Source organism: Candidatus Trichorickettsia mobilis (assembly GCF_963422225.1).
Classification (GTDB): Bacteria; Pseudomonadota; Alphaproteobacteria; order Rickettsiales; family Rickettsiaceae; genus Trichorickettsia; species Trichorickettsia mobilis_B.
The window spans coordinates 335,653-359,664 of sequence record NZ_OY728607.1; the positions used below are offsets into that span (position 1 = coordinate 335,653).

19 protein-coding genes, 1 tRNA gene and 2 pseudogenes are annotated in these 24,012 nt (G+C 32.7%); 9 read left to right on the forward strand and 13 right to left on the reverse strand.

From position 1 onward, the window contains the following. Window positions 1-75: 75 nt before the first annotated feature. The 6 genes and pseudogenes from R2I74_RS01430 (at window position 76) to R2I74_RS01455 (ending at window position 10,785) form a co-directional block, all read left to right on the forward strand. Window positions 76-1,671 (forward strand): class I SAM-dependent methyltransferase, encoded by a 1,596-nt coding sequence (locus R2I74_RS01430; protein WP_316353326.1) that lies wholly within the window; start codon window positions 76-78, stop codon window positions 1,669-1,671. A 437-nt stretch (window positions 1,672-2,108) separates the two neighbouring features. Then, window positions 2,109-3,701, forward strand: coding sequence for a class I SAM-dependent methyltransferase (locus R2I74_RS01435; RefSeq protein ID WP_316353327.1), 1,593 nt, complete (start codon window positions 2,109-2,111; stop codon window positions 3,699-3,701). Window positions 3,702-3,721: 20 nt separating this feature from the next. Then, window positions 3,722-5,329 carry a methyltransferase regulatory domain-containing protein gene (locus R2I74_RS01440; protein ID WP_316353328.1) on the forward strand — a complete coding sequence of 536 codons (1,608 nt, stop codon included), beginning with the start codon at window positions 3,722-3,724 and terminating at the stop codon, window positions 5,327-5,329. A 7-nt stretch (window positions 5,330-5,336) separates the two neighbouring features. Then, window positions 5,337-6,647 carry a tRNA lysidine(34) synthetase TilS gene (gene tilS / locus R2I74_RS01445; protein WP_316353329.1) on the forward strand — a complete coding sequence of 437 codons (1,311 nt, stop codon included), beginning with the start codon at window positions 5,337-5,339 and terminating at the stop codon, window positions 6,645-6,647. A 194-nt stretch (window positions 6,648-6,841) separates the two neighbouring features. Next, a pseudogene (gene ftsH, locus R2I74_RS01450) lies at window positions 6,842-8,639 on the forward strand (ATP-dependent zinc metalloprotease FtsH); the annotation flags it as partial. A 670-nt stretch (window positions 8,640-9,309) separates the two neighbouring features. Continuing rightward, on the forward strand, window positions 9,310-10,785 hold the full coding sequence (locus tag R2I74_RS01455) for a hypothetical protein (RefSeq protein ID WP_316353330.1): 1,476 nt from the start codon (window positions 9,310-9,312) through the stop codon (window positions 10,783-10,785). Window positions 10,786-10,791: 6 nt separating this feature from the next. Here the strand turns inward: R2I74_RS01455 and R2I74_RS01460 are convergent. The 3 genes from R2I74_RS01460 to R2I74_RS01470 form a co-directional block, all read right to left on the reverse strand. Further along, a tRNA-Arg gene (locus R2I74_RS01460) sits at window positions 10,792-10,868 on the reverse strand. A 16-nt stretch (window positions 10,869-10,884) separates the two neighbouring features. Then, the gene (locus tag R2I74_RS01465) at window positions 10,885-11,283 is read right to left on the reverse strand and encodes a hypothetical protein (protein WP_316353331.1); all 399 of its coding nucleotides are present in this window, start codon (window positions 11,281-11,283) and stop codon (window positions 10,885-10,887) included. A gap of 113 nt (window positions 11,284-11,396) precedes the next feature. After that, entirely contained in the window at window positions 11,397-13,124 is a 1,728-nt protein-coding gene (locus R2I74_RS01470) for a DUF4153 domain-containing protein (protein ID WP_316353332.1), read from the reverse strand. A 159-nt stretch (window positions 13,125-13,283) separates the two neighbouring features. Between R2I74_RS01470 and R2I74_RS01475 the strand changes: the two genes are divergently transcribed. Next, a complete protein-coding gene (locus R2I74_RS01475; RefSeq protein WP_316353333.1) occupies window positions 13,284-14,210 on the forward strand; it encodes an RluA family pseudouridine synthase in 927 nt (308 codons plus the stop codon). 433 nt (window positions 14,211-14,643) lie between these two features. Here R2I74_RS01475 and R2I74_RS01480 read toward each other — a convergent pair whose 3' ends face one another. From R2I74_RS01480 to R2I74_RS01525, 10 genes and pseudogenes are all read right to left on the reverse strand, one after another. Beyond that, entirely contained in the window at window positions 14,644-14,898 is a 255-nt protein-coding gene (locus tag R2I74_RS01480) for a type II toxin-antitoxin system mRNA interferase toxin, RelE/StbE family (RefSeq protein WP_316353334.1), read from the reverse strand. A gap of 5 nt (window positions 14,899-14,903) precedes the next feature. Further along, a complete protein-coding gene (locus R2I74_RS01485) occupies window positions 14,904-15,152 on the reverse strand; it encodes a type II toxin-antitoxin system Phd/YefM family antitoxin (protein WP_316353335.1) in 249 nt (82 codons plus the stop codon). A gap of 83 nt (window positions 15,153-15,235) precedes the next feature. After that, window positions 15,236-15,637, reverse strand: a pseudogene (locus R2I74_RS01490) (Na(+)/H(+) antiporter subunit B); the annotation flags it as partial. A gap of 25 nt (window positions 15,638-15,662) precedes the next feature. Next, window positions 15,663-16,613 (reverse strand): KpsF/GutQ family sugar-phosphate isomerase, encoded by a 951-nt coding sequence (locus R2I74_RS01495; protein WP_316353336.1) that lies wholly within the window; start codon window positions 16,611-16,613, stop codon window positions 15,663-15,665. Window positions 16,614-16,896: 283 nt separating this feature from the next. Next, entirely contained in the window at window positions 16,897-17,523 is a 627-nt protein-coding gene (locus R2I74_RS01500) for a ribonuclease D (protein ID WP_316353338.1), read from the reverse strand. After that, window positions 17,516-17,851: an FtsB family cell division protein gene (locus R2I74_RS01505; protein WP_316353339.1), complete on the reverse strand. Its 336-nt coding sequence runs from the start codon at window positions 17,849-17,851 to the stop codon at window positions 17,516-17,518. The genes R2I74_RS01500 and R2I74_RS01505 overlap by 8 nt, the downstream gene beginning before the upstream one ends. After that, on the reverse strand, window positions 17,848-18,495 hold the full coding sequence (locus R2I74_RS01510) for a phosphatidate cytidylyltransferase (RefSeq protein ID WP_316353340.1): 648 nt from the start codon (window positions 18,493-18,495) through the stop codon (window positions 17,848-17,850). The genes R2I74_RS01505 and R2I74_RS01510 overlap by 4 nt, the downstream gene beginning before the upstream one ends. Beyond that, window positions 18,488-19,207 carry a polyprenyl diphosphate synthase gene (gene uppS, locus R2I74_RS01515; RefSeq protein WP_316355240.1) on the reverse strand — a complete coding sequence of 240 codons (720 nt, stop codon included), beginning with the start codon at window positions 19,205-19,207 and terminating at the stop codon, window positions 18,488-18,490. Before uppS ends, R2I74_RS01510 begins: the two co-directional genes overlap by 8 nt. Continuing rightward, complete coding sequence (locus R2I74_RS01520) at window positions 19,170-20,558, reverse strand: ATP-binding protein (RefSeq protein WP_316353341.1); 1,389 nt, start codon at window positions 20,556-20,558, stop codon at window positions 19,170-19,172. The genes uppS and R2I74_RS01520 overlap by 38 nt, the downstream gene beginning before the upstream one ends. Before the next feature lie 82 nt (window positions 20,559-20,640). After that, complete coding sequence (locus R2I74_RS01525; protein ID WP_316353342.1) at window positions 20,641-21,321, reverse strand: response regulator transcription factor; 681 nt, start codon at window positions 21,319-21,321, stop codon at window positions 20,641-20,643. A 75-nt stretch (window positions 21,322-21,396) separates the two neighbouring features. Between R2I74_RS01525 and R2I74_RS01530 the strand changes: the two genes are divergently transcribed. Both R2I74_RS01530 and gltX read left to right on the forward strand, forming a co-directional pair. Then, window positions 21,397-22,266 (forward strand): branched-chain amino acid transaminase, encoded by an 870-nt coding sequence (locus tag R2I74_RS01530; RefSeq protein ID WP_316353343.1) that lies wholly within the window; start codon window positions 21,397-21,399, stop codon window positions 22,264-22,266. Window positions 22,267-22,613: 347 nt separating this feature from the next. Beyond that, window positions 22,614-23,954 carry a glutamate--tRNA ligase gene (gene gltX / locus R2I74_RS01535; RefSeq protein ID WP_316355241.1) on the forward strand — a complete coding sequence of 447 codons (1,341 nt, stop codon included), beginning with the start codon at window positions 22,614-22,616 and terminating at the stop codon, window positions 23,952-23,954. Window positions 23,955-24,012 lie beyond the last annotated feature (58 nt).

A 24,012-nucleotide genomic window follows, 5' to 3' on the forward strand; every position in this document is an offset into this window, starting at 1 on the left:
TTTGGTTGACCGTATACTTAATCGTTATATAATTTGAATTTGCTTAAACTACGATTAAATCTATAAAGATAAAATATGAGCGACAAAGTAGAAATCACCACTAAAAACAATAATAACACTTATGATGAAGTGCCATATGAAAGTTATCCGTATATCCAAAGTCATCCTCATCATTTGAGAACTTTAGGGGTCTTATTTGGGATGAATCCAACTATACCGGAAGAAGCAAGAATATTGGAATTAGGTTGTGCTGCAGGAGGTAATATTATTCCGCATGCAGTAAATTATCCCAAAGCCAAATTTGTTGGTGTTGATTTATCTAAAACCCAGATAGAGGAGGCTGATAAACACGTACAAGGTCTTGGTTTAAAAAACATTAAATTTCATCATTGTTCGATCACGGATATTGATGATAGTTTTGGTAAATTTGATTATATAATTTGTCATGGCGTGATTTCATGGGTGCCGGAATTTATAAGAAGCAAAATTTTTGAAATTGCTCAAAAAAATCTCAGTGAAAATGGTATAGCTTATATTAGCTACAACACTTTACCTGGTTGGAATACGATCCGCACGATCAGGGACATGATGCTTTATCATTCGGCAACGTTTAGTAACGTACAGGATAAAATTTCGCAATCGAGGTTATTATTAGATTTTGTCAAAGATAGTTTAGAAGGATCAACTTCTCCATATTCAGAAATGTTAAGAAACGAAGCTAATTTATTAGCTAAGCAATCTAACCATTATTTAAGACATGATCATCTAGAGGAAGAAAATAAACAATATTATTTTAATGAGTTTATGGCCGAGGCTAATAAACATAATCTACAATATTTGTCAGATAGTACCTTATCTATCATGTATTTGGGCAATATGCCGCCAAAAGTTTCAGAGGCTCTAAAAGCAGTAAATGATATAGTGCGGACAGAACAGTATATGGACTTTATTACCAATAGGAGATTTAGAGCAACTTTGTTATGTAATAGTTCCATAAAATTAAATAGAACTATTAATAGTGACGATATTACTAAATTTAACCTAGCTCTTACAATTATCCCTGAAAAGGAATTAATGCAAGTAGATCTTAATGATTCATTAGATTCATTAAAATTTTTCTACAATGGTAATAAAGAATCTAGTCTTTCTACTTCCTCACCATACATGAAAGCAATATTATATACTTTTGCAGAACATCTAAATAACCCTATTAGTTTTGATAAACTCAGCACAAGTAGCAATCAAAAACTAGGAGGAAATAAATTAACAGAAATCAAAAAAGAATTCTTAAGTAATGCTATGCGATTAGTGTTACAGGGATATATCGCTATTACTTTGCAAAATACTAGAAGTAAGGCTAATTTAGATTGTCCAAAAGTAGCAAAATTACCAGTATATCAAGTTACTCATACTAATAACTTATGGGTTACAAGTTTAAAGCATGAAGCTGTGGGAATTAATCTTTTTGAAAAATATGCTATAAAATATATGGATGGCAAAAAAACTAAGCAAGAGATCTTAAGCGCGGTAATGCAGCATGTGACGACAGGAGAGTTGGTGTTAAGTCGAGAAGGTAAAAAGATAGAAGATCAAGAAGAGTTGATTAAGGAATTAACTAACTATTTAAATCTAGCTTTAGATAAAGCTGCAGCTAATGCGCTATTAATTTAATAAGACGTTATTATTCTGACATTATTTACAAAAATGAGATTATATTTTGAATTTATGGTGCAATTATTTTCATATGTTTTATGGTGATTAAATTAATTATATAAGATGTCTAAGATGGTAGATGCAAACAAAACGTTAAGATGATTTTTAGGATATTTTTGTGAGCGTTCACAGTTTTTAAAATTGAACGTCAATATACGACTTACAAAGCTGGTGACAAACGTCATTGCAAGGCTTTTAGCTAAAGCTCTTCGCAATGACGGAGGCGGCTGAAGCCTCGCAATGACGACTTTTTTAAAAACCGCTCAATATTTTTTATGTTCCAAAGCAATTTTAGAGTAGGAAGATAAAAAATAAGCAAAAATTCAATTAACATTTTGTTTGCATCTACCTTCTACATAATAGTTTTAGCTGTTATTGATTTAGAAGGTAGTAATATGAAAAATAATTTAAAGCCATTTGAGCTTCCAAGCGCTTATGAAGCCATGCTTTATGAAAATCAATCATGCTTTCAGAGCCATCCTTATCATTTGATGACTTTAGGTGTTTTATTTGGTATGAACGCAGTGAAACCAGAACAAGCAAGAGTGCTTGAGCTAGGTTGTGCGACTGGTTGGAACATTCTTCCGCATGCCATAAATTATCCAGAAGCAAAGTTTGTTGGAGTTGATTTATCAAAAGCACAGATTGATGAAGCCAACAAACATGCTATAGGGCTAGGTTTAAAAAACATTAAATTTCATCATTGTTCAATCAGTGATATTGATGAGAGCTGGGGAAAATTTGACTATATTATTGCTAATGGCATATTGTCATTGGTGTCAGATGTAATCAGGCATAAGATATTTGAGGTATGTAATAAAAATCTCAGCGAAAATGGTATAGCTTATATTAGTTATAATACGTTGCCAGGGTGGAATGCAACTCGTAATGCCAGAGATATAATGACATATTCCACAAGGAATTGCAAAAATATTCAAGAAAGAATTATTCAATCTAAGGCTTGTTTACAGTTTGTTGCGGATAATGTTGTAGATCAAGATGCGGCTTATACTCAAGCTTTGCATTTGGAAAGAGATATAGTAGAAAATTTATCAAATTTTGAGCTGAAGTCAAATTACTTAGAGGAACTCAATAGATCATTTTATTTTCATGAATTTATGACAGAAGCAGGTAAATATAATTTGCAGTATTTAACTGATAGCAGCTTGTTTACAATGTCAATGAAAGGTACTCCAGCAGAAATTACAGAACTGTTAAAAGGTGATGGTGACTCTGTTGAAAAAGAACAATATATAGATTTTATAATAAATCGTAGACATAGGGAATCTTTATTATGTCATGCAGAACTTGCTCTAAGTTTAGCGAATAATGACAAATTAAAGCAATTCAATATGACATGCAATGTTCTTCCAACTAAGCTTATTGATGATATTGATATTAATAATGACAGTGAGAGAGTAGAATTTATTGATCCAACCAATAATAGTCTTAGTTTATCTACCGCTTCACCGTATTTGAAGGCTGTGTTGTATAGTTTTGCTGATTGTTATGATCACCCATTAAGTTTTGATGAGCTAACAATGATGGCAACTCAAAAACTTGATAATAATAAATTGGAGAAAGTGCAAGATGGGTTATTGAATAATTTGATGGGGCTAGTATCACAAGGATATATAAATATTACTTTACAATATTTTCAAGTTCCAGAACCAAATCTAGATAAACCATGCCTTGCTAAAATAGCTTTATATCAGGTTAATAATACTCAAAATAGTTGGGTAACGAATTTAAAGCATAGTATAGTAAATATTAATGAATTAGAGATAATAGCTATGCAGCATATGAATGGTAAGCTTAATAGGAAAGAAATTTTGGAACGTGTGTTAATTAACATTAAAGAAAAAGATTTAACATTGACTGATGTAAAAAATGAGACATTAAAAGATGAGTCTGTAATTAAGCAGCAAGTGTCAATATTTTTAGATGATGTATATAACACGATGCTAAATAATTCATTATTAATATAAGTGACGGTTTAAGTATGAATATGGTGAATTTAGAAGTTACAAAAGTAGATGATATAGGAAAATCATATGATGATGTACTTTATGCAAGTGATTCTTATCCGCAAAGTAGTCCATATCACCTGATGACTTTAGGTGTTTTATTTGGTATGAAACCAGTAAAGCCAGAGCAGGCAAGGGTTTTGGAGCTTGGTTGTGGAATAGGGGGCAACCTTATTCCACATGCGGCAAATTATCCAGAAGCAGAGTTTGTTGGAGTCGATTTATCAAAAGCACAGATTGATGAAGCCAATAAGCATGTTGTCGGGTTGGGTTTAAAAAATATTAAGTTCCATCCTTGTTCAATCACTGATATTGATGAGAGTTGGGGAAAATTTGATTATATTATTGCTCATGGATTATTATCGTGGGTACCAGAGTTTGTAAAAAATAAAATTTTTGAGATAAGCAGTAAAAACCTCAGTAAAAATGGTATAGCTTATATTAGCTACAATACCTTGCCAGGTTGGAACATGATTCGTAGTATCAGAGAAATGATGCTATATCATACTAGAAAAACAAATGATCTGCGTGAGAAATATATTCAGGCAAAATCTTTTCTTGATTTTATGCTCAAGAATATGAACGATGCTGACTCTCCATATGCTAAAGTTATAAAAAAAGAAGTTGAGATATTGGCTAATGTTTCTGATTATTATTTTATGCATGAGCATTTGGAAGAAAATAATAGTCAATATTATTTCTTTGAATTTATGCAAAAAGCAAAGCAAAATGGTTTGCAATATTTATCTGAAACTGATTTAGTTATTATGCTTTCCGACAACCTTCCTGACAATGTCGCCAAAATATTAAACCAGTTTAATGATTTTATAGAAATACAACAATATATGGATTTTATTACTAATCGTAGATTTAGAACAACTTTATTATGTCATAATGATGTACAATTAAATAGATCTATTAATATTAATTCCATAAAACAATTTAAGTTTCAAAATTGTTATTTTGAAACTGAGAAAAATATAACTAATGAAGATATTATTAACCCTAAGATAACTGTTAATTTTGTTAATAAAGATAATTCTATCCAAAAAATTACTACTATTGATCCAGTAATGAAAGCTGCGTTGTGTGTTTTAATAGAAAATTTACGTAATCCTACAAGTTTTAGCAAATTAGTTGAAGAAGCTAATATAAAATTAGGTGGTAATAAAAATTTGGAGGTTATCGAGAAAACTTTATCTGATCATTTAACAGGTTTAGTATTTCAGGGGCATATTCAAATTACATTACAAGCTGATAGACCTAGAAGAGATTTAGAAAAACCTAAATTATCAACTTTTTCCTTATATCAAATAAGAAATAGTGATAATTTATGGCTAACAAATATATTTCATGAAAAAGTTGTCGTCAATAAACTGCAAAAAGTTATGATGTCTTATATGGATGGCCATAATAAGAAAAAAGATATAGTTGATTTGACTATATCTTATGTTAAGGCTAATCGTATCAGCATAAATAATTTATCAAATACTAAAATTACATTATCGTCTGATAAAGCTAAAAATAGTTTATTACAAGTATTAAATGATACAATAGATTCTTTAAATAAAATGGCTGTCCTAGTATAAATAAGTAATGTTATACTTAAAATTCCAACGTAATTTGCATCATTTATTAGATGGTTATTATCCAAAAGTGATAGCTATAGCAGTTTCAGGAGGAGGGGATTCAGTAGCTCTTTTAGCTTTAATGCATCAATGGGCTACTGCACATAGTATAAAGCTGATGATTATGACTGTGAATCATAATTTAAGAGCACAAGCCATAGTTGAAGTTAAATATGTGATGAATTTAGCACAAAATTTTGGTTATAATTGTGCTATACTCAATTGGGATCATCAGCATAATTTTGCTAATTTACAAGAAAAAGCACGAGAAGCACGCTATAGCTTAATGACTGGTTTGTGTAAACAGCTGGATATTTTAACTTTACTGACAGCACATCATAATGATGATGATTTTGAAAATTTTATTATCAGGCAAGAACGTAAAAGCGGTATTTTAGGATTACATCATAGCTCTATAAATTTTAGAGGTAATATCAGGATTTTACGACCATTATTTGATATTCATAAAGCAGAGTTGCTAAATTATTTATTAGCTAATAATATAAGCTGGTTTGAAGATGAATCAAATTTATCTAATAAATATAAACGTGCTCAAATTAGAATAGCTTTAGCTGGACAAGAGCAGATTTGCCAAAATAAATTAAGAGTACAACAGGATAAAATTAACGAGCAAGCAAATATTATAAAACCATTATTAATTGCAGCTATCGCCGAGTCAGTAACCATATATCAATATGGATTTGCATCAATTGAGCTTGATAAATTAAATAATTTTAACGACGATATACAATTACAATTAATTCATTTTGTGTTAACTATAATTAGTGGTAACACTAAAGTACCACGAGCACGATCTAGTCTTCCGATATTATCTTCATTACATGATTGTCAAAAATTTATTAAGACCTTACATGGATGTGTTCTTGATAAATCAGCAAATATATTACTTATCTATAGAGAATATGGCAAAAATCCTCCATTAGATGTCCCATTAATCGATGGAGTAGTATGGGATAATAGGTTTAGCCTTGACCATAAAAATAGATTTTTGCCAAAAAATGCTTACATTACTAGGCTCATGGCTAGTGATTATAAATATTTGAAACAAAAATTAAATTTATCAAGTGCATTAGAAAATATTATTGATTTATCCTCCAATAAGCATCAAGCCATATTATTTACCCTACCTGTTATCAAAATATTTGAAAAAGTTATAGCGCTTCCCCATATATCTTATTATGATAGTGCCAATTTGATAGAGAAACTTGATTTATCCTTTAGGCCAGGTTTTATATCACGTTTTACACATTTCTGTTAGTATAAAATACTTTGTGAATAGAGTCTGATGACGGAGAGCTTTGGAGTGTACAATAAACTGTATCACTTCGGAAGGGACGGTAATTATCTCAGTGTCAATGTCATCTCAGGATTAGCTTGGAATGGCAGTTTAACACAATGTTGCTAAACTACTCTCAAGATGAGAGCGAGTATAAATTGTTTTAAGGTTATAAAATGAACAATCAAGGAAAAAACATTCTTATTTGGATATCAATTTTTGTTGGTATGATGTTTATTTTTAATGCTTTACAAGGAGATAACCTTGTTGGTGGTAAAAATAATATTGCATTTTCAGATTTTTTAACCAGAGTTGAGAATAAAGAAGTTGGCTCGGTTAAAATACAGGGCAGGATGATTGAAGGAAGTTTTGCTGATGGTAGTTCTTTTTCAACCTATGCCCCAGATTATCCGGATTTAATCAATAAGCTTAATGAGAATAATGTCCATATAGAGGTATCGCCGCCGGATACGAAGATGAACTCGTTATTTAGTATTTTTGTCTCATGGTTTCCTATGCTTTTGTTGATTGGTGTATGGGTATTTTTTATGCGCCAAATGCAAGGTGGCGGAAAAGCTATGGGCTTTGGCAAGTCAAAAGCTAAATTGATTTCTGATAAAGGTCCTAAAATTACTTTTAAAGATGTCGCAGGTATTGATGAAGCTAAAGTGGAATTAACGGAAATTGTAGATTTTTTAAGAGATCCAAGCAAATTCCAGAAACTAGGTGGTAAGATCCCAAAAGGCTGTTTGCTTATAGGTCCTCCAGGTACTGGTAAAACATTGTTGGCAAAGGCAATTGCAGGTGAAGCTAATGTTCCGTTTTTCAGCATTTCGGGATCAGATTTTGTTGAAATGTTTGTAGGTGTAGGTGCCAGTCGAGTTAGAGATATGTTCGAGCAGGGAAAACGTAATGCTCCTTGTATAATATTTATTGATGAGATTGATGCAGTTGGACGTCATCGTGGTATTGGTCTTGGTGGTGGCAATGATGAGAGGGAGCAAACTCTAAATCAAATGTTGGTAGAAATGGACGGTTTTGAATCAAACGAAGGGGTGGTAATTATTGCAGCAACCAACCGTCCAGATGTACTTGATCCAGCTCTATTGCGTCCTGGCAGATTTGATCGGCAAATTACAGTGCCAAATCCTGATATAGATGGTAGAGAACAAATTTTACAAGTACATTTAAAGAAAATAAAACATAGTCAAAAAATAGAGCCCCGTATTATTGCTCGCGGTACTCCAGGTTTTTCCGGCGCAGAACTAGCCAATCTTGTCAACGAATCAGCTTTACTTGCAGCTAGAAATGGCAAAAAAGAAGTTGAGATGGAAGATTTAGAGAATGCTAAAGATAAAGTATTGATGGGTGTAGAACGTCGTTCAATGGTGATGTCAGATGAACAGAAAAAATTAACGGCTTATCACGAAGGAGGGCACGCTTTAGTAGGGCTTTACTGCCCAGCTTCTGATCCTATTCATAAAGCAACGATTATACCACGTGGTAGGGCTTTAGGTATGGTGATAAGGTTACCAGAAAATGATCGTTTTTCTATCACTCGCGATAAAATGGAAGCTGACATAGCAGTAGCAATGGCTGGCAGAGTAGCAGAAGAAATTATTTTTGGATCACATAAAGTAACTTCCGGAGCCTCTTCTGATATTAAAATGGCAACACAAATGGCTAGAGCCATGGTCACAGAATGGGGATTAAGTACTGTAATTGGACCAATATACCATGGTGCTGCTAATGAGGATTTGTATGCATATGGAGGTAGAGGTGGAGCAAAAGATAAATCAGAACACACAGCAGAACTTATCGATCAGGAAGTAAAGAGCCTTATCGAGCAAGGGTATAGTTTTGCTAAAACCATATTAACTTCTCATATAAATCAATTACATATATTAGCAGAGGCGCTAATAGAGTATGAAACATTATCTGGCAAACAAATCAAAAATTTGTTAATTGGTAATGATCTCCACACTGAAGAAGATGCTATTTTTCCAGTGCAAAATGAACCTGTTGCTACTAGTAGTAAAAAAAAGAAAAAAGATAATACATAAATAGATGTGTTTCAGTGTTCAATAAGTGTTTAAAATGAACATCGAAACACATCACAAACGTCCTCCAAGCTCAGTAAACTTGACACAGTTCGTTGAACACTCTCGTAAACTTTGTTTCTCTCGTTCTAGTAGATTTTTTGTGAGCGGTTTTAAAAATTGTACGTCAATATAGAGTGTTCGTGGAAACCTAAGTGTTAGGTTAAGGAAATGAAGCGAGCAACCACCCAGTAAATGGGAGGGGGATGCTAAAGCTTGACAGTTCATATCGGTCTATTTTTCTAAAACCCGTGAATCAACGCTCACAATTTTTTCAGTACATTTAATAAAAATCATATAAATAATAATTTTTGTAAGAATTCTCAACAAAACCTCTGCATTTTTCTTTTATAGCTCAGCTCACTAAAGTCTACTAATATTTTAAAATCAAGAACCTTATGCAAGCTGTGGTTTGCGTTATTGACAAAGTAGGTCTGCAAAATGTAACTTCACCAGCTTAGAATAATAAATATTTCTTAACTATTGCTTTTTCTTAATTAATTTGTTAACATGTACTTATTAATAAAATTTAATGAGTACTTATTATGTCTAAAAATATTAAATATGCAAGTAAAGGAAAAGTAGTTCAACCTAGATATGAAGGGCGAGGAGATACATTTTATAGCGACAGAGTATTAGATGCTTTTGCAAGAGTCTTAAAGACTAAAGAAACAACAGCAGTAGCTGTAGCACGTAATGAATATGATGATTTGTTGTTAACATATAATATTCCTAGTATTTTTTTTAATAGTGATAAAAATAATAAAGAGCTTCAATATACAAAAATTCGTAATTCTTTATATGAAGACGAAGCAGAGGAAAGTAACAAGGTAACTGTCCGTAAGGATAAAATTGATGAAGAAATAAAATATATACATAATATTTTAAAGGATTTGTATGAGTTAGAACCTAATAATAAAGAATATAGCAATCAATTTAATAAAAAATTTATTGAAATATTAATACTAAAACAAAACTCTCTTGACATTGAAACAAAAGTACAAATTAATCGAGCTTTGAAACTGCAAAACTTCAAAAGCATAAATAAATTAAAAGAACAATATTTGGTAGATAAAGAGGATGAGAATGTCGACTTTGAAGAAATTACAATTAACTCTAATTTATATAATAAAACAAAATTATATCAAGATACCGTAAAAATTATTACCTATTTTAGACAAGAAAAGTACTTTCCTAAAATTGAAGAAATATATGACAATACCGAATCTAATTTTCATGCAGAGAATTTACTTTCTGGGTTTGTAGCAGATGGCTCATATATAGGAGTATCTGGATTATCCTGTAGTGATTGCGCTCTAGTATTAAATGATAAGAATATAAAATTTAGAGGAACACATGGTGTATCTTATCATAGTTATAAATTTGAAGAAGGAATGCAAGAGTATTTGATGGAACAGTCTGAGGACATGTATGCCAAAGGTGATGCAGTACCTAAAAAGACAATAATATTAAATCATGATAATTCAGATGATGATTTATCAAAAGAATCTGTATTTGAACAACAAGCTATTGTTAAATTATTACCAACTAACCACCAACATAAATCTAAAGCAAAACTGAAATTAGAGCAAAAACTTAAACTGAATATAAATTTCAAAGATGAATCTAAATTCGAAGATGATATTTTACGGGATAAATATGTAATACAAAAGAAGAATGCACAATTTAAACAAAACACCACGAGCTCAAAGGAAAATGACGAATATTTTAATAACGAAAACTTATCAAATCTAAGTAAAAAGAAAGTTTGCAAAGAAGGAGATCATTTTACTCAAGTTAACAAGCTGCAAATAAATCAAGATCAATATATAACACCTATAAAACTCAATACTGAACTTTATTATAACTTTCAATCTGCGGATTTATTTTCTGGATCTACCCAAGATACTCAGGATACTTTTTTAAACAATAACAGTTTTAAGCAAATTTCAACAAGTTCTTTTGAATTTGAAACTAAGCTTAGTGGCACACAGCAATATATGAGTGATAGCGAAAATTAATAAAAATGGCGCACCCGAGAGGACTTGAACCCCTAACCTTATGATCCGTAGTCATATGCTCTATCCAATTGAGCTACGGGTGCGGAATAATTATTCACATTACTTAGTTATCTTCTCCATGGCAACTAAATAATGTGAAGGGAATTTTTTATACGCTCCAGTAACAGCGTCAACTAAGAAACCAGGCCAAAATATTATATTTATTAGAGATGCACCATTAAAACTATCGCCAACAGAAGTATTAAGCTGCTTATAACCATCGGCTTTACACAATACTGTGATAGGACCAGAAGATCTAGCAACAGTTACTGTACCGGGGTTATTGTTGATATAATAGCTTCCTCCAGCTCCATCCATAATAGTGCATCTCGCTTGTTCTAAAATGTCGTTATTTGTTATGTCAATAGCTTGAATGTGCAAAGTTTGACGAGTACCAGAAAAAACGGTTGCACAACCAGAAATTATCATTGTAATAAAAACTATAAACAATAAATGCATAATTTGTTCAAGTACATAATAAAGAAGCCACTCTATTCTAAAATAACTGGTACGTCAAGTTGATTGATTTAGTATCTATGATTGCTAAGGGTATCGTGGATAGCCAGATTGTATTATTCAGAGTCTTTGATTCCAATCATTAGCACCCCTGTTAATAAATTGATTGTTGGCTTTTTATTATACATAGTACCACCGATCTGAGTTAATAATAGCTTTGCATGCAACTTATGGTCAACTGACTCTACTGCTATAAAATGTTTTGCACCTGGTGCATCATCCATATATTGCTGAAGAATATTTTCGAGATTAAAATAAACTGCACGGTCAGTTGTTGCATTGGTAATAGTTAGTATATTAGTGCTTGGCTCAAAGAAAACAGTCAGTTGTTGATCATTAACTTTAATAATTTTCCTGACAGTAGAGATACTGGTGAGTAAATCATATTCTTTAATCAAGATACCATCATCGACATAGGAATAAAAATCGTTAAAGATAATATTGAAACCATTTTCATGTTTCAGATCAGCAAACCCTAATTCCTTAACTATCTCAGATGCTTCAAGTAACTTAGGATCAGTGATGTTAATATAAGCATTAGGTTGATCGATAAATAATAGTTTTAAATTATCAACTTTATTACTTTTTACCATATAATTAACAATAGAATAAATATCTTCGTATAAATGCTGCTTATCAGTTTGTTTACTCTTAAGCAACTGACTTAGCCTATTAAACTGGCTATAGCTTGCAATGTTTTCTGCTCTCAAAGGGCCAAATAAAGTAATTAATAGCAAAATAATCGCTACCTTATACATATTGTTTATGGTGTTAGTGCGGCTATTAGCTAAGCCTAGTATAATTGCTGATACTAGCCAAATTAACCATATTAGCACCATATATCTGGCTTCAGTAAATCCGTATTGATTGATTCTTGCCGCTATTGCAATAGCCATTAATACTAAAGGCGCAATCATTAATTGAAAAAAATAACGATAAAAGCAACTTATTATATTTTTTCCTTGATTAATTATCGGATAAGAAGCAACAAAAGAGGAAATTGCTAAAAAAGCAAAACCAGATACTAAATAGACGATACCACCATGTGGTAATTGCCAATTGACGATTATTTTGATGGTATAAATATATAAAATAATTAGATAGATAATGGATAATGGGACACATATATAGCTCATCATTATCTTTAAACCAAGAGGTAGATAATCTAACTTTTTAAAGCAGTCAGTAGTAAAGTTAGATAAAGCAAAAATTGGAGCGAATAGTGATGAAACAACAATCCAACTGCCAAAATAAAATTCAACATTAATTTTTATGTTAAATAAGGTAGTGAGAGTTAAAGCAATAAAACTAATTCCTAGAAAAAGTACTATGGCTACAAAAATAGTAAAAATTAAATTGAAATAGACATGGTAATTGAAGCTCCAGACAATTTCATTATCTGTTTTTTTAAAAAGAAAAGGACTGACAAAGATCAATAAAAAAAGTATCAAAGCAAAATAGAAGATGAAGTCAGGTTTCAGGATAGATTTAGTAGATAAATACCAACTTATCAGCAAAAATATTGGTATGCTTAGTGCATAATAAAATTTGTCTTGATAATTATTACTCTCCGTAAATAATTTAACAGCTAAAAACCAAAAAAATCCACAAAATAAGATCAATAACCATCTTACAAGATCTGTAGCATCAATAATTGGTGTGGATCCAAGTAATGCTTGTAAAGCAAGTGAGGTAAACAATACACTGCACAATATCGCTAAAGAAAAACGGCATAAGGTTTTTTTTAGTTGATGGATATTTGAATAGATAAAATTTTTCATCATTTAAAGAGCTTGCCTTTAAGTTTTAAATATTTTAGCTTATATTTGGTTGATTTTCAAGATGGGCTCTTAGCTTGGTTACCAGAAAGCAAAAAGATGTAACTAAGGTTATTGATATGATGTATAATTATTCTATTTGAATGAAGAGAGTGAGTTTATGATATGCATTGCATTATAGTCAATGTGGAGCTTCCTAGCAGATTAGATCGATATTTGCGCCGAAATTACCCAGAGCTTACGCAAGGCATCATTGAACAGCTACTGCGACGAGGTCAAATAAAACTTAATGGTCGTAAGGTGTCAGCGGGTATTCGTGTAGTAAATGGAGATGAAATATTAATTCAAGATAAGGTAAGTCTCACATTTAATTCATCATCGTCAATAGAACAAGTCTTCTCGCCAGCAGTCAAGAATTTAGCTAGTAAATTATTACAGGAGTATCAGCTATATTCGGATGACAATTTATTAACCATCAATAAACCACATGGTCTTGCAACTCAAGGAGGTAGTAAAATTAGATTATCTATTCAAGATGCATTATGTTATCTGAATACTCAAGGAAATGATTTTAAGCTGGTGCATAGATTAGATAAAGACACGAGTGGTTTATTATTAATCGCCAGGAATTATTTGGCAGCGTACCAATTAACAACTGCATTTTTTGATAAAACTATTAAGAAAATTTATCTGGCTATTGTCTATGGGCGACCGTTGCAAAGCACTGGAGAAATACAAGGAATGATTGCAAAAAACCGAGGTGGGGTATATGAAAAAGTTATGGATGATAATAATGGAAAGCTTGCGATCACACAATATAAAGTACTAACCACCAACGGTAAGATATCACTAATAGAATTTATACCGCTTACCGGTAGAATGCATCAATTACGATTTCATGCTTTAAAACTAGGGTGTCCAATAATTGGCGATAAGAAATATTTTACTTCAACCTCTGAAATAAAACATGGACTGCCGATGTTATTACATGCAAAAAAAATTATTATTCCTGATTCTCTATGGGGTTTTGATCTAACTATTGAAGCTGATTTACCAGAATATTTTTTGACAATTATGCGTAGCATTAGTTAGATAATCATTAGATTGTAAGCGTTCACGGGTTTTTTAGTTTAACGTTAGTATACCGCATACAAGGCGTCATTGCGAGCTGATTATCCCCACGAATTTGAAGTGGCTAAAAAACACTCCAAAAACCTGTCATTGCGAGGAATGTGCGTAAGCACATGACGAAGCAATCCAGAAAAAATCATAACAGTGACACAGCTTTTACTGTGTTAATCTTTCTGGATTGCTTCGTCGTAACCTAAAGGCTACTCCTCAGCTCAGACGATACATAACGCATTTCAGCACTTTCAAATTCGTAGAGATATATCAGATCACGAGGAGCCATTAGGCTCCGTGGTGATCCAGAAATTAGCTCAAAGCCTAGATTGCTTCGATTTTTAACAAAATCTCAAGCAAGACGACTTGTTTTAAAAACCGTGGATGCTTACATTAGATTTAGTCATAATGAACCCCACATTTTTAGTATTTTTACTATTTTTTGTTCTTCAAGAATCTCGTATATCAATCTATGTTGTAAATTAATTCTTATCGAGCGCTTACCAAATAAGTCACCAGACAGTTTTTTAATATAAATTGGTTTTGGATTATGTGCTAAGTCTTTACAAAGTTTTTCTACTTTTGTTGCTAATTTAACTGTTTTTAGTTTATATGAATCACATACAGCTTCTTTAGAATATATCAATGTATATAACATAGATGTTATTTCCAGACCTCGTCATGCGAAATACATTCTTCTATAGGTTCTGCGCTAGCTTTAAGTATTGATTTCACTAAACCAGGTATGGAATATAAGTATAAAGTTTCTTGCATAGATTCATAATCTTCTTCTGATAAAATTACTGCATTACTACGCTTGCCTTTTATATATATTGGTTGATGTGTTTTATTGGTTTCATCGACCAGTTGAAATAATTTAGATCTAGCTTCTGTAGTTGTGTAGATAGTCATATTCACACTCTTTTTGTTTTGTCATCTTTTGTAGTGTACCATATAACGTACGCAATTACAATAAACAAAAATAGCTAAAAGATTTATTGTTGAGATTCCTGCAAAATAAAATAAATCAGGCACATTACTGCAGCAACTGTTAAACCAACTCCTAGCTCTATAGTAAAAATACCAATAGTTTGTGCTAGGAATTTATCATTTGCCAATACCGAGTAATCTAAATAATAACTATCGAATATCAGCGAGATAAAACCAACTGCTGTATATATCATTACTCCAATTACGGCAATTATCTGTAAAAATCCGATAGGGAAATGCATTAGATTCTTACTATATACCAGGTCAGCGGCAATAATAGCGGTAGCAAAGATCACACCAGCCTGGAAACCTCCGCCAGGAGATATTTCACCATTAACCTGAATATATAAACTATATAGGCATATGTATGGAATAACAAACCTAGTAATAGTTTTTATAATTGGCGATTTATAAAGATTTTTTTTAGTCACCTTAGCTAATACCTGCTCTTAACAAATCATGAATATGAATTACACCAACTAATATTCCTTGTTCAACTACTGGAATTGCGGTAATGGAGTTGTTATTCATAATGTATAATGCTTCAGTTGCAAGTTGTGTTGGTAAAATATATTTAGGATTGGCAGTCATAACATCATAAGCACATTTTAAGGAAGTCATATCTTTTAAATGTCTACGCAAATCTCCATCGGTAATGATTCCAATTAAGTTATACTGAGTATTAATAACTATTGCGCAACCAAGACTTTTTTGAGTAATGGTTATAATCGTATCAGTAAAGGCAGTATTTTCATATACTAGTGGTAGTTGGTCGTCTGATCGCATTAAATCTTTGACTTTAAGCAGATTTGCTCCAATTTTTCCACCTGGATGATATAAACGGAAATCATCTTTTGAAAATCCCTTTGCTTCCTGTACGGCTACAGTGAGAGCGTCACCAAGAGCCAGCATCATTAATGCAGATGTAGTTGGGGCGATAACTGTTGAAGCTTCTCTGATTTTAGGAATAGGCAATAAGAAGTCACTATTTGTAGCAAGAGTAGATGTGGGATTCATGGTCATAGCCACAATTTTTATAGCAAACCGCTTACAATAATTAATAATATCAAATAATTCTTTGGTTTCTCCGGAATTGGATAGCATCATCACTAGATCTTGCTCAGTGATCATTCCGAGGTCGCCATGGCTGGCTTCAGCTGGATGAATATATAAAGCAGCAGTTCCGGTGGAGGCAAAACTTGCAGCAATTTTATGGGCAATATATCCACTTTTACCAATGCCGGTGAGTATTATTCTACCTTTGAAACTAATAATGCAATCAACTAGATTAGTAAAAGATGATGGTATGTTTTGAGCAAGTTGGGCTAATGCCGCTGCTTCTTCTAAAATTACTCTAGTAGCTGTAGTTTGGTGATCGCTCATAGAATACTCGGTGAAAATTGAGAATTGCGTTGTCGTATCTAAAGATCTGCGGTGCGCAACAAACTTAAGTACGCTGCGCTCCTTGACTTTGATACTCCTAGCACTTCTTCAATTTTGACCTTCGTCTATCAATTTTTGATTTGCACAGAGTATCAAGTAATACAAGTCATTAGATTAAATTAGCACTAGGAAAACAAAGGTCGAGCACCGCAGCGTACTTAAGTACGTGAGGAGCGCAGATCCTGAAGTTTGACAACGTGATAGTTAATATAATGACTTGTATTTAGTGGAGGAAGATGTCTGTCTCACTCCAGCCCATCAAATCCAGCTGCACTCTAGTCGGTAAAAATGCAAAAATCTTATTTGCAAGTTCAAGCCGGTCTGCTTTTATCAGCATATTTTGTAATGTAGTGCGGATTTTATGTAAATATAACACATCTTTTGCTGCATAATCCTTTTGTTCATTAGTCAATTCATCATTGCCCCAGTAAGAAGATTGTTGTTGTTTAGAGATCTGAATGCTCAGTAACTCTCGACATAATTCTTTTAAACTATGGGCATCAGTGTAAGTTCTAATTAATCTTGAAGCAATTTTGGTGCAGAAAATATTTGTCAAATCAGTTTGTAAATAATGTTTTATAGCAGCTAAATCGAATCTAGCAAAATGAAATATTTTGCATCTACTTTCATCAGCAAGTAATTTTTTTAGATTAGGAGCTGCATAGTTTTTATTAATAAACTGAATCAGGTAGGCACTACCGTCACCATTACTAAGCTGTAGTAAGCAAAGATGATCGCGTTGTAAATTGAGTCCCATGGTTTCGGTATCAATTGCCAAATCGCCTGGTATTTCAAAATTATCCGGAAGATCGTTTTGAAACATTATTACGTTATTATGGGTTTTACTCATTTGATATTACTGATGCTTGAGTTGTTGAAAATATTAGCTCTTTTGGAGAGGCTATTCCTAAAATGTTACGAGCCTTTTCATCCAGAAAATCCTTATCTCCAGATTCTAAAAGCTTAATATGATGTTCTAGTTCAATATTTTTGGCCATTAAATCTTCAAGAATGCTTTGAGTTTTTGTTAGTTGTTGATTTAACCTGAAGTAAGCAAAAACACCAAGGTCGCCATAAATAGTATGAAATATAAAATACCCTAGCGACATCCAAAGCAAGAAATTAAATAATAATTGTTTTGAGAATCTTGTTAAAGTAATTAAACGAAAATAACTCATAATATATAAATTGTATAAAATAATATTGGTGCAGTTAAAACAATACTATCAAATCGGTCAAGCATGCCGCCATGTCCTGGTATGATATTACCACTGTCTTTGATTTGATGATAACGTTTAAAATAAGAAATGAATAAATCACTTACTTGCGCAAGTATAGCAATAATTCCTATATTTAACAGCAAATAAAACTGATTTAGTTGATAATAGTGCGATATTTTAGCGCCTATTATTGTATCAAATACAATTACAATTATGCTGCTACTAATAGCACCAACAATTAAGCCACTCCAGGTTTTTTTAGGACTTAGAAACGGAGCAAGTTTTGGCCCTTGTAGAATTTTGCCACCGATCATTGCAAAAGTATCAACTGACCATATCATGATAAAATATCCTAACAATAACCATCGATACTGAGGTTGATAGTTTATCAGAATCAGCGTTATAACCGGAATCGGAATAATAATTAACCCTAATAATAAATGTACAATGTGGTTTTGTGTCATTTTATACCATTCGTAATACATCCCGCTAGCTACTAATGTCATACAAAGGCAAAATAATGGTGGAAGCCATAATATAGAAACAACAAACAATAGCACGAGCACAATACCAGAGATAATCCGCAGTACAAAGTTAGGCATGAGACCTTCCTCCAAAAGTACGTTTTCGTGTTGAATAGTCAGCTAATGCAGCAACCAAATCTTCTCTATCAAAATCTGGCCAATATTTTTTAGTGAAAAACAACTCAGCATATGCTGATTGCCACAATAAAAAATTACTGATTCTCAATACGTTACCAGTACGAATTAATAAGTCGACATCAGGCATCTCGGGATCGTAGAGATATTGTTTAAAGTCGTTCACAGATAATGTCGATAATTTGGCATCAATAATTTTTTGATAAGCATCAACGATTTCAAGTTTACTACTATAGCTAAAAGCAAGACATAAGGTCATTTTATTATTATGCTTGGTTAGTTCTACGGCCTCGACTATTCGTTGCTTGGTGTATTTATCAATGTTATTTAAATGTCCTATCACTTTTAATTTAATATTATTTTTATTTAATGATTCTGCTTCATTAGATAAATAAGAATTGAATAAATTAATTATAAAAGATACTTCTCGCCTTGATCTTTGCCAATTTTCATAAGAAAAAGCATAAAGAGTCAAGTAAGAAATATTGTGTTCTATCACCACTTCTATTAACTTTTTTACTCTTTCTGCGCCCTTTTTGTAGCCTTCAGTTGAGGATAGTCCTTTCGCCATTGCCCATCTGGCATTGCCATCCATGATTATAGCTAGATGTTGGAGATTAGGCTTCATTAGTTTTATCCTTATTTTTTTCTGGATCCCAGCCTTGAGCCAAGATGACATGAGTAGTAATTGGTAGACTAATACGTACTAATAAACCATTTAATAATTTGCTATCAGCTAAAGTAATAGTGCCATAATGGCCGGTAATAATTTCTTTGGTAATAGCAAGCCCTAAGCCGACATTGCTTGAATATTCCAGTGATCTTGCATGATCAGATCGGTAAAATGGTTTAAACACCAGCTTTTTTTCTTGGTCTCGAATACCAACACCGTTATCTTCAATCTCTATCAGAGTAGATGTTTTAGTTTCACTGATAGAAATTTTTATTTTTGTAGAATATTTAATAGCATTATTGATTAAATTAGATATTGCTCTGGCAAAGGCAAAGGGTTTGATTTGTACTTTATGTTTATGCGACCTAATGTCAAATGCAATATCATGACCAGGGTATTTAGTCTGAATAAAATTTACTACCCAGTCAGCGACTTCGACTATTTGGAAACTTTCTCCACCCTCACTTCTGGCAAAATCAAGATAAGTGGCGATCATTTGAGTCATCGTATCAATGTCTTGTTGCAATTCTACAGTGGCTTCGGATGAAGGCATTAGTTCTAATTGTAATTTCATTCTGGTTAGTGGTGTACGTAGATCATGTGAAATCATTGCCAACATTTGGGTTCTATTGGCAATTTGTTTGTCAATACGATCTTTCATTTTTAAAAAAGCTAGACCAGCTTGACGAATCTCATATGCTCCCGATGGTTTGTAATCAAGTCTTTGCTCACGACCAAAAGCATCAGCTGCAGCAGCTAACTCCAGAATAGATTTAATCTGATTACGAGAAAAAATCAATGATACTGATAGTAATAAGATGGTTAAAAATATTAACCACGATACAAATATATAAGTTGTAGGATTTAATAATAATTTAGTAGGAAAGGTAATTTTTAGTAAACCACTGTTGAAAGCAATAGATACAACAATTTTTTTTTCATGATTCAAAGTAACAATAACTGGTTTTTTAAGTTTTAAGTTTAGAATATTCTTAAAAATTTCTAATTCTTCGTTAAGCTTTGGTTGAATCTTTGATAATTTTATTCCTTGATAAAATTGGTAAGATAAATTTAAATATTCATTTATATGCTGATTTGTATCAGTAGTTTGAACATTATGATAATTATCTAGCAACCATTTAATTTCATTAGCAATTATATTACTAGTGTAATAGGAAACATTATACCAATGTCGATCATAAAATAGAAATACTGCTAATATTTGTCCGATTAGACTAGGTACCACTATAATTAGCATGAACCGCGCCAATAAAGTTTTCGGGATATAGCTAGAGTTAGCAAGCTTGGGACGGATAAATTTTAGTGTAAGCATGCGCAGCGTATATGCAATACGTAAGCACATGGAACCCGCGCAAAATTTATCCTTCCCAAGCTTGCTAACCGACGCTATAAGGTTACGTATTGAAAACATAACCTATACCGCGGATCGTTTTTAAATATTGTGGTTGTCTAGGATTATCTTCTATTTTATTTCTAATTCTTGTAACCTGAACGTCAATTGATCTGAGTTCAAGCCCTCCCATCTGGGTAGATAAATCTTCACGACTAAATATTACACTGGTGTTAGTAATAAAAATATTTAGTAATTTTTGTTCGGTATAACTAAGTTTAACTAATTGATCTTTTTTCGTTAATTCTTTCAGACGTAAATTATAGCAATTATCACCAAAGCGCTTGCTTTGATCTTGTTGTTGGTATTGATGGTAAGCATCAATTAAATTTTTTACTCTTAGTAACAATTCTCGTGGCTCAAACGGTTTGGTCAGATAATCACTGGCACCAGCTTCCAGCCCTTTAATACGATCCTCAGGTTCCGCTAGCGCTGTTAACATAATTATCGGCATTTTATTATCATTTGACCTTGTGTTCCTGGTAAAGTCCAAACCTGTAATACCAGGTAGCATTATATCTAAAATTAATAAATCAAAGACAAAATATCGTAAAAATATTTCTGCTTGTTTTGCTGAGACAGCTTTTGACACCAAAAAATTATTTTGTTCAAAAAATTTCTTCAAAAGTTTAAGTATTCTGATATCATCATCGACGATAAGAATGTGTGGTTTTACTATTGACATAATTTGAAATGCATTTTGACTCAATACTAGTAAAATTACAGTAAGTTGACAATATTAAAGTGTGGGTTATTAACAATGGCAACTGCATCGACGGATCAATTATATATTTGGCTTAATGGTGATCTTGTAAAATGGCAAGATACACAGATACATGCATTAACTCATAGTTTGCATTATGCGGGAGCTGTATTTGAAGGAGAGAAAGCATATGGAGGTCGAGTTTTTAAAGTTCATGAACATACTAACAGATTGCTAGCTTCGGCAAATACCATGCAAATGCAAGTTCCTTATAGCTTCGATGAAATTATTGCGGCGCATGAGTCGATAATTACAAAAAATAAGATTTCTGATGCCTATATCCGCCCATTAGTTTGGCGCGGAAGTGAGTCATTAAACCTTACTAACAAAAGTTTGTCAGTAAATTTAATGATTGCAGCAATTGTATCTGCTCCGAGAGTAGTAGATAATGTTAGTGTACATGTTAGTCGTTGGCGTAAACCACACCCAGAATCATGGCCACCGCAGGTTAAATCATCAGGTCACTATGCAATGATGATAGTAGCGCTGGAAGAAGCAAAGCTTCAAGGATATAATGATGCTATTTTACTTGATTGGCGTGGGTATATTGCGGAATGCACAACCACCAATATCTTTTTTGTAAACAAAGATAGATTGATAACTCCAATCGCAGATAGTTTTTTAAATGGCATTACTCGACAAACTATTATCAGTTTGGCTCAGAAATTAGGTCTTGAAGTTCAAGAAAAGCACATATCCTTATCAGATATAGAAAAATATGATGAATGTTTTTTGACTGGTACTGCTGCTGAAGTAAAATTGGTAAATTCAATTGCGTTACAATCGCAGCAAATAATTTTTGCTGATAGTAGAATAACTTCTTTATTACAACAGGAATATACGGCTCTTACTAGATGTGAGTGGTAATATTTGTCTAAAATTGAGAGTGTTCAATGAACCATATGCGTCAAGTTAAGGAAAAAAAGACGATATAACCGTTTTGCTTGGGAACTCCCTCACGTCATTGCGAGGAGCCGTCAGGTGACGAAGCAATCCAGTAAAACATATCTTCCTGGATTGTTTCGACCATAAATGGTCTCGCAATGACGGTGTGAGTGGCTTGACAGTGTGGTGCACAAGCAAGACTGTTCTACGTCTCTTTTCCTTAACTTGACGCATATGGTTCATTGAACACTCTCAATTTTAGACAAATATTACCGCTCAGATTTAGTAAAAGCTCTAAAATATAAAATTTATTAATAAAAAATAATATGATCAAACAGGTTAAGACCAGATTTGCGCCATCACCAACAGGAATGTTGCATGTTGGCAATGCTAGAACAGCACTAATTAATTTTCTATATGCTCGGAAAAATAATGGACAGTTTTTTTTACGTTTTGATGATACTGATCTTGTACGCAGCAAGGAAGAGTACAAAGAAGCTATAGTAAAGGATTTAAAATGGTTGGGGTTGGATTGTGATCAATTAATTACTCAATCAGCAAGACTAGATAAGTATCAATTGATCAAAAATCAATTGATAGAGCAGGGCAGATTATATCCTTGTTTTGAAAGCACAGAAGAATTGGAAGTAAAGCGTAAATTGCAGTTAAACAATGGGTTGCCTCCTATTTATGATCGGGCTAGCTTAAACTTATCAAAGCAACAAATTGAAGATTACATTCAAAATGGCCGTAAACCTCATTATCGTTTTCTAATAACAGCAGATCTGGTTCAATGGAATGATCTGGTGAAAGGTGAGGTAAAGTACGCTGGTGCTCATCTAGGTGATCCTATTGTAGTTAGAGAAGACGGCAGTATGACTTATATGTTGTGTTCAGTAATTGATGACATTGACTATAATATTACTGATATTATTCGTGGTGAAGATCATGTTACTAATACTGCGATTCAAATTGAAATGTTTACTGCTCTAGCAACAACTGCGCCACACTTTGGCCATTTAAGCCTAATTAAGGCAAGTGACGAGAAAATTTCAAAAAGAGTAGGGGGGTTTGAAATCGCTGCTCTTCGTGATCAAGCAGGCTTTGAAGCAATGACTGTCAATAGTTTTTTTAGTACTATTGGATCATCGAAAACAGTCTCAGTTTGCAAGACTCTGTCGGATTTAATTAAAGAATTTGATCTCAATAGTTTTTCTAAAAGTCCTACTACTTATTTACCGCTAGAGTTAGAGCGTTTAAATCATAAACTATTGATAGAATTAAGTTTCATCGAAGTACAGAATAGATTACAGCAATTTGGACTACAAATTGATGAGCAGTTCTGGTTAACCGTAAGACCAAATTTACAAAAATTGCATGAAGTTAAAGAATGGTGGAAAATATTATATAAACCTGAATTAGTTGCTGGATTAGACAAAGAATTTATTAGCTTGGCTCAAACTTTGTTTCCAAATGAGGCAGTAAATGTTGATACTTGGAGTAAATGGGTAAATAAAATTAATGAAGCTAGTGGTAAAAGTGGTAAAGAATTGTTTATGCCGCTTAGGCTCGCCATTACTGGAATGGAAAGAGGGCCGGAGTTAAAAAACATTCTTCCTTTGATTGGTAGGGAAGAGATCATCAAGCGTCTCACAAGGTATACTCGGTAGGCATACTCGGTGAAAATCTGCGAATTGCGTTGTCGTTACTGGAAATCTGTGTTCCTCG

Excerpts from the sequence above, each read along its gene's own strand:
- R2I74_RS01430 (WP_316353326.1), top strand. The coding sequence starts at position 76 with ATGAGCGACAAAGTAGAAATCACCACTAAAAACAATAATAACACTTAT.
- R2I74_RS01435 (WP_316353327.1), top strand. The coding sequence starts at position 2,109 with ATGAAAAATAATTTAAAGCCATTTGAGCTTCCAAGCGCTTATGAAGCC.
- R2I74_RS01440 (WP_316353328.1), top strand. The coding sequence starts at position 3,722 with ATGGTGAATTTAGAAGTTACAAAAGTAGATGATATAGGAAAATCATAT.
- tilS (WP_316353329.1), top strand. The coding sequence starts at position 5,337 with ATGTTATACTTAAAATTCCAACGTAATTTGCATCATTTATTAGATGGT.
- R2I74_RS01455 (WP_316353330.1), top strand. The coding sequence starts at position 9,310 with ATGTCTAAAAATATTAAATATGCAAGTAAAGGAAAAGTAGTTCAACCT.
- R2I74_RS01465 (WP_316353331.1), bottom strand. The coding sequence starts at position 11,283 with ATGCATTTATTGTTTATAGTTTTTATTACAATGATAATTTCTGGTTGT.
- R2I74_RS01470 (WP_316353332.1), bottom strand. The coding sequence starts at position 13,124 with ATGATGAAAAATTTTATCTATTCAAATATCCATCAACTAAAAAAAACC.
- R2I74_RS01475 (WP_316353333.1), top strand. The coding sequence starts at position 13,284 with ATGCATTGCATTATAGTCAATGTGGAGCTTCCTAGCAGATTAGATCGA.
- R2I74_RS01480 (WP_316353334.1), bottom strand. The coding sequence starts at position 14,898 with ATGTTATATACATTGATATATTCTAAAGAAGCTGTATGTGATTCATAT.
- R2I74_RS01485 (WP_316353335.1), bottom strand. The coding sequence starts at position 15,152 with ATGACTATCTACACAACTACAGAAGCTAGATCTAAATTATTTCAACTG.
- R2I74_RS01495 (WP_316353336.1), bottom strand. The coding sequence starts at position 16,613 with ATGAGCGATCACCAAACTACAGCTACTAGAGTAATTTTAGAAGAAGCA.
- R2I74_RS01500 (WP_316353338.1), bottom strand. The coding sequence starts at position 17,523 with ATGAGTAAAACCCATAATAACGTAATAATGTTTCAAAACGATCTTCCG.
- R2I74_RS01505 (WP_316353339.1), bottom strand. The coding sequence starts at position 17,851 with ATGAGTTATTTTCGTTTAATTACTTTAACAAGATTCTCAAAACAATTA.
- R2I74_RS01510 (WP_316353340.1), bottom strand. The coding sequence starts at position 18,495 with ATGCCTAACTTTGTACTGCGGATTATCTCTGGTATTGTGCTCGTGCTA.
- R2I74_RS01520 (WP_316353341.1), bottom strand. The coding sequence starts at position 20,558 with ATGCTTACACTAAAATTTATCCGTCCCAAGCTTGCTAACTCTAGCTAT.
- R2I74_RS01525 (WP_316353342.1), bottom strand. The coding sequence starts at position 21,321 with ATGTCAATAGTAAAACCACACATTCTTATCGTCGATGATGATATCAGA.
- R2I74_RS01530 (WP_316353343.1), top strand. The coding sequence starts at position 21,397 with ATGGCAACTGCATCGACGGATCAATTATATATTTGGCTTAATGGTGAT.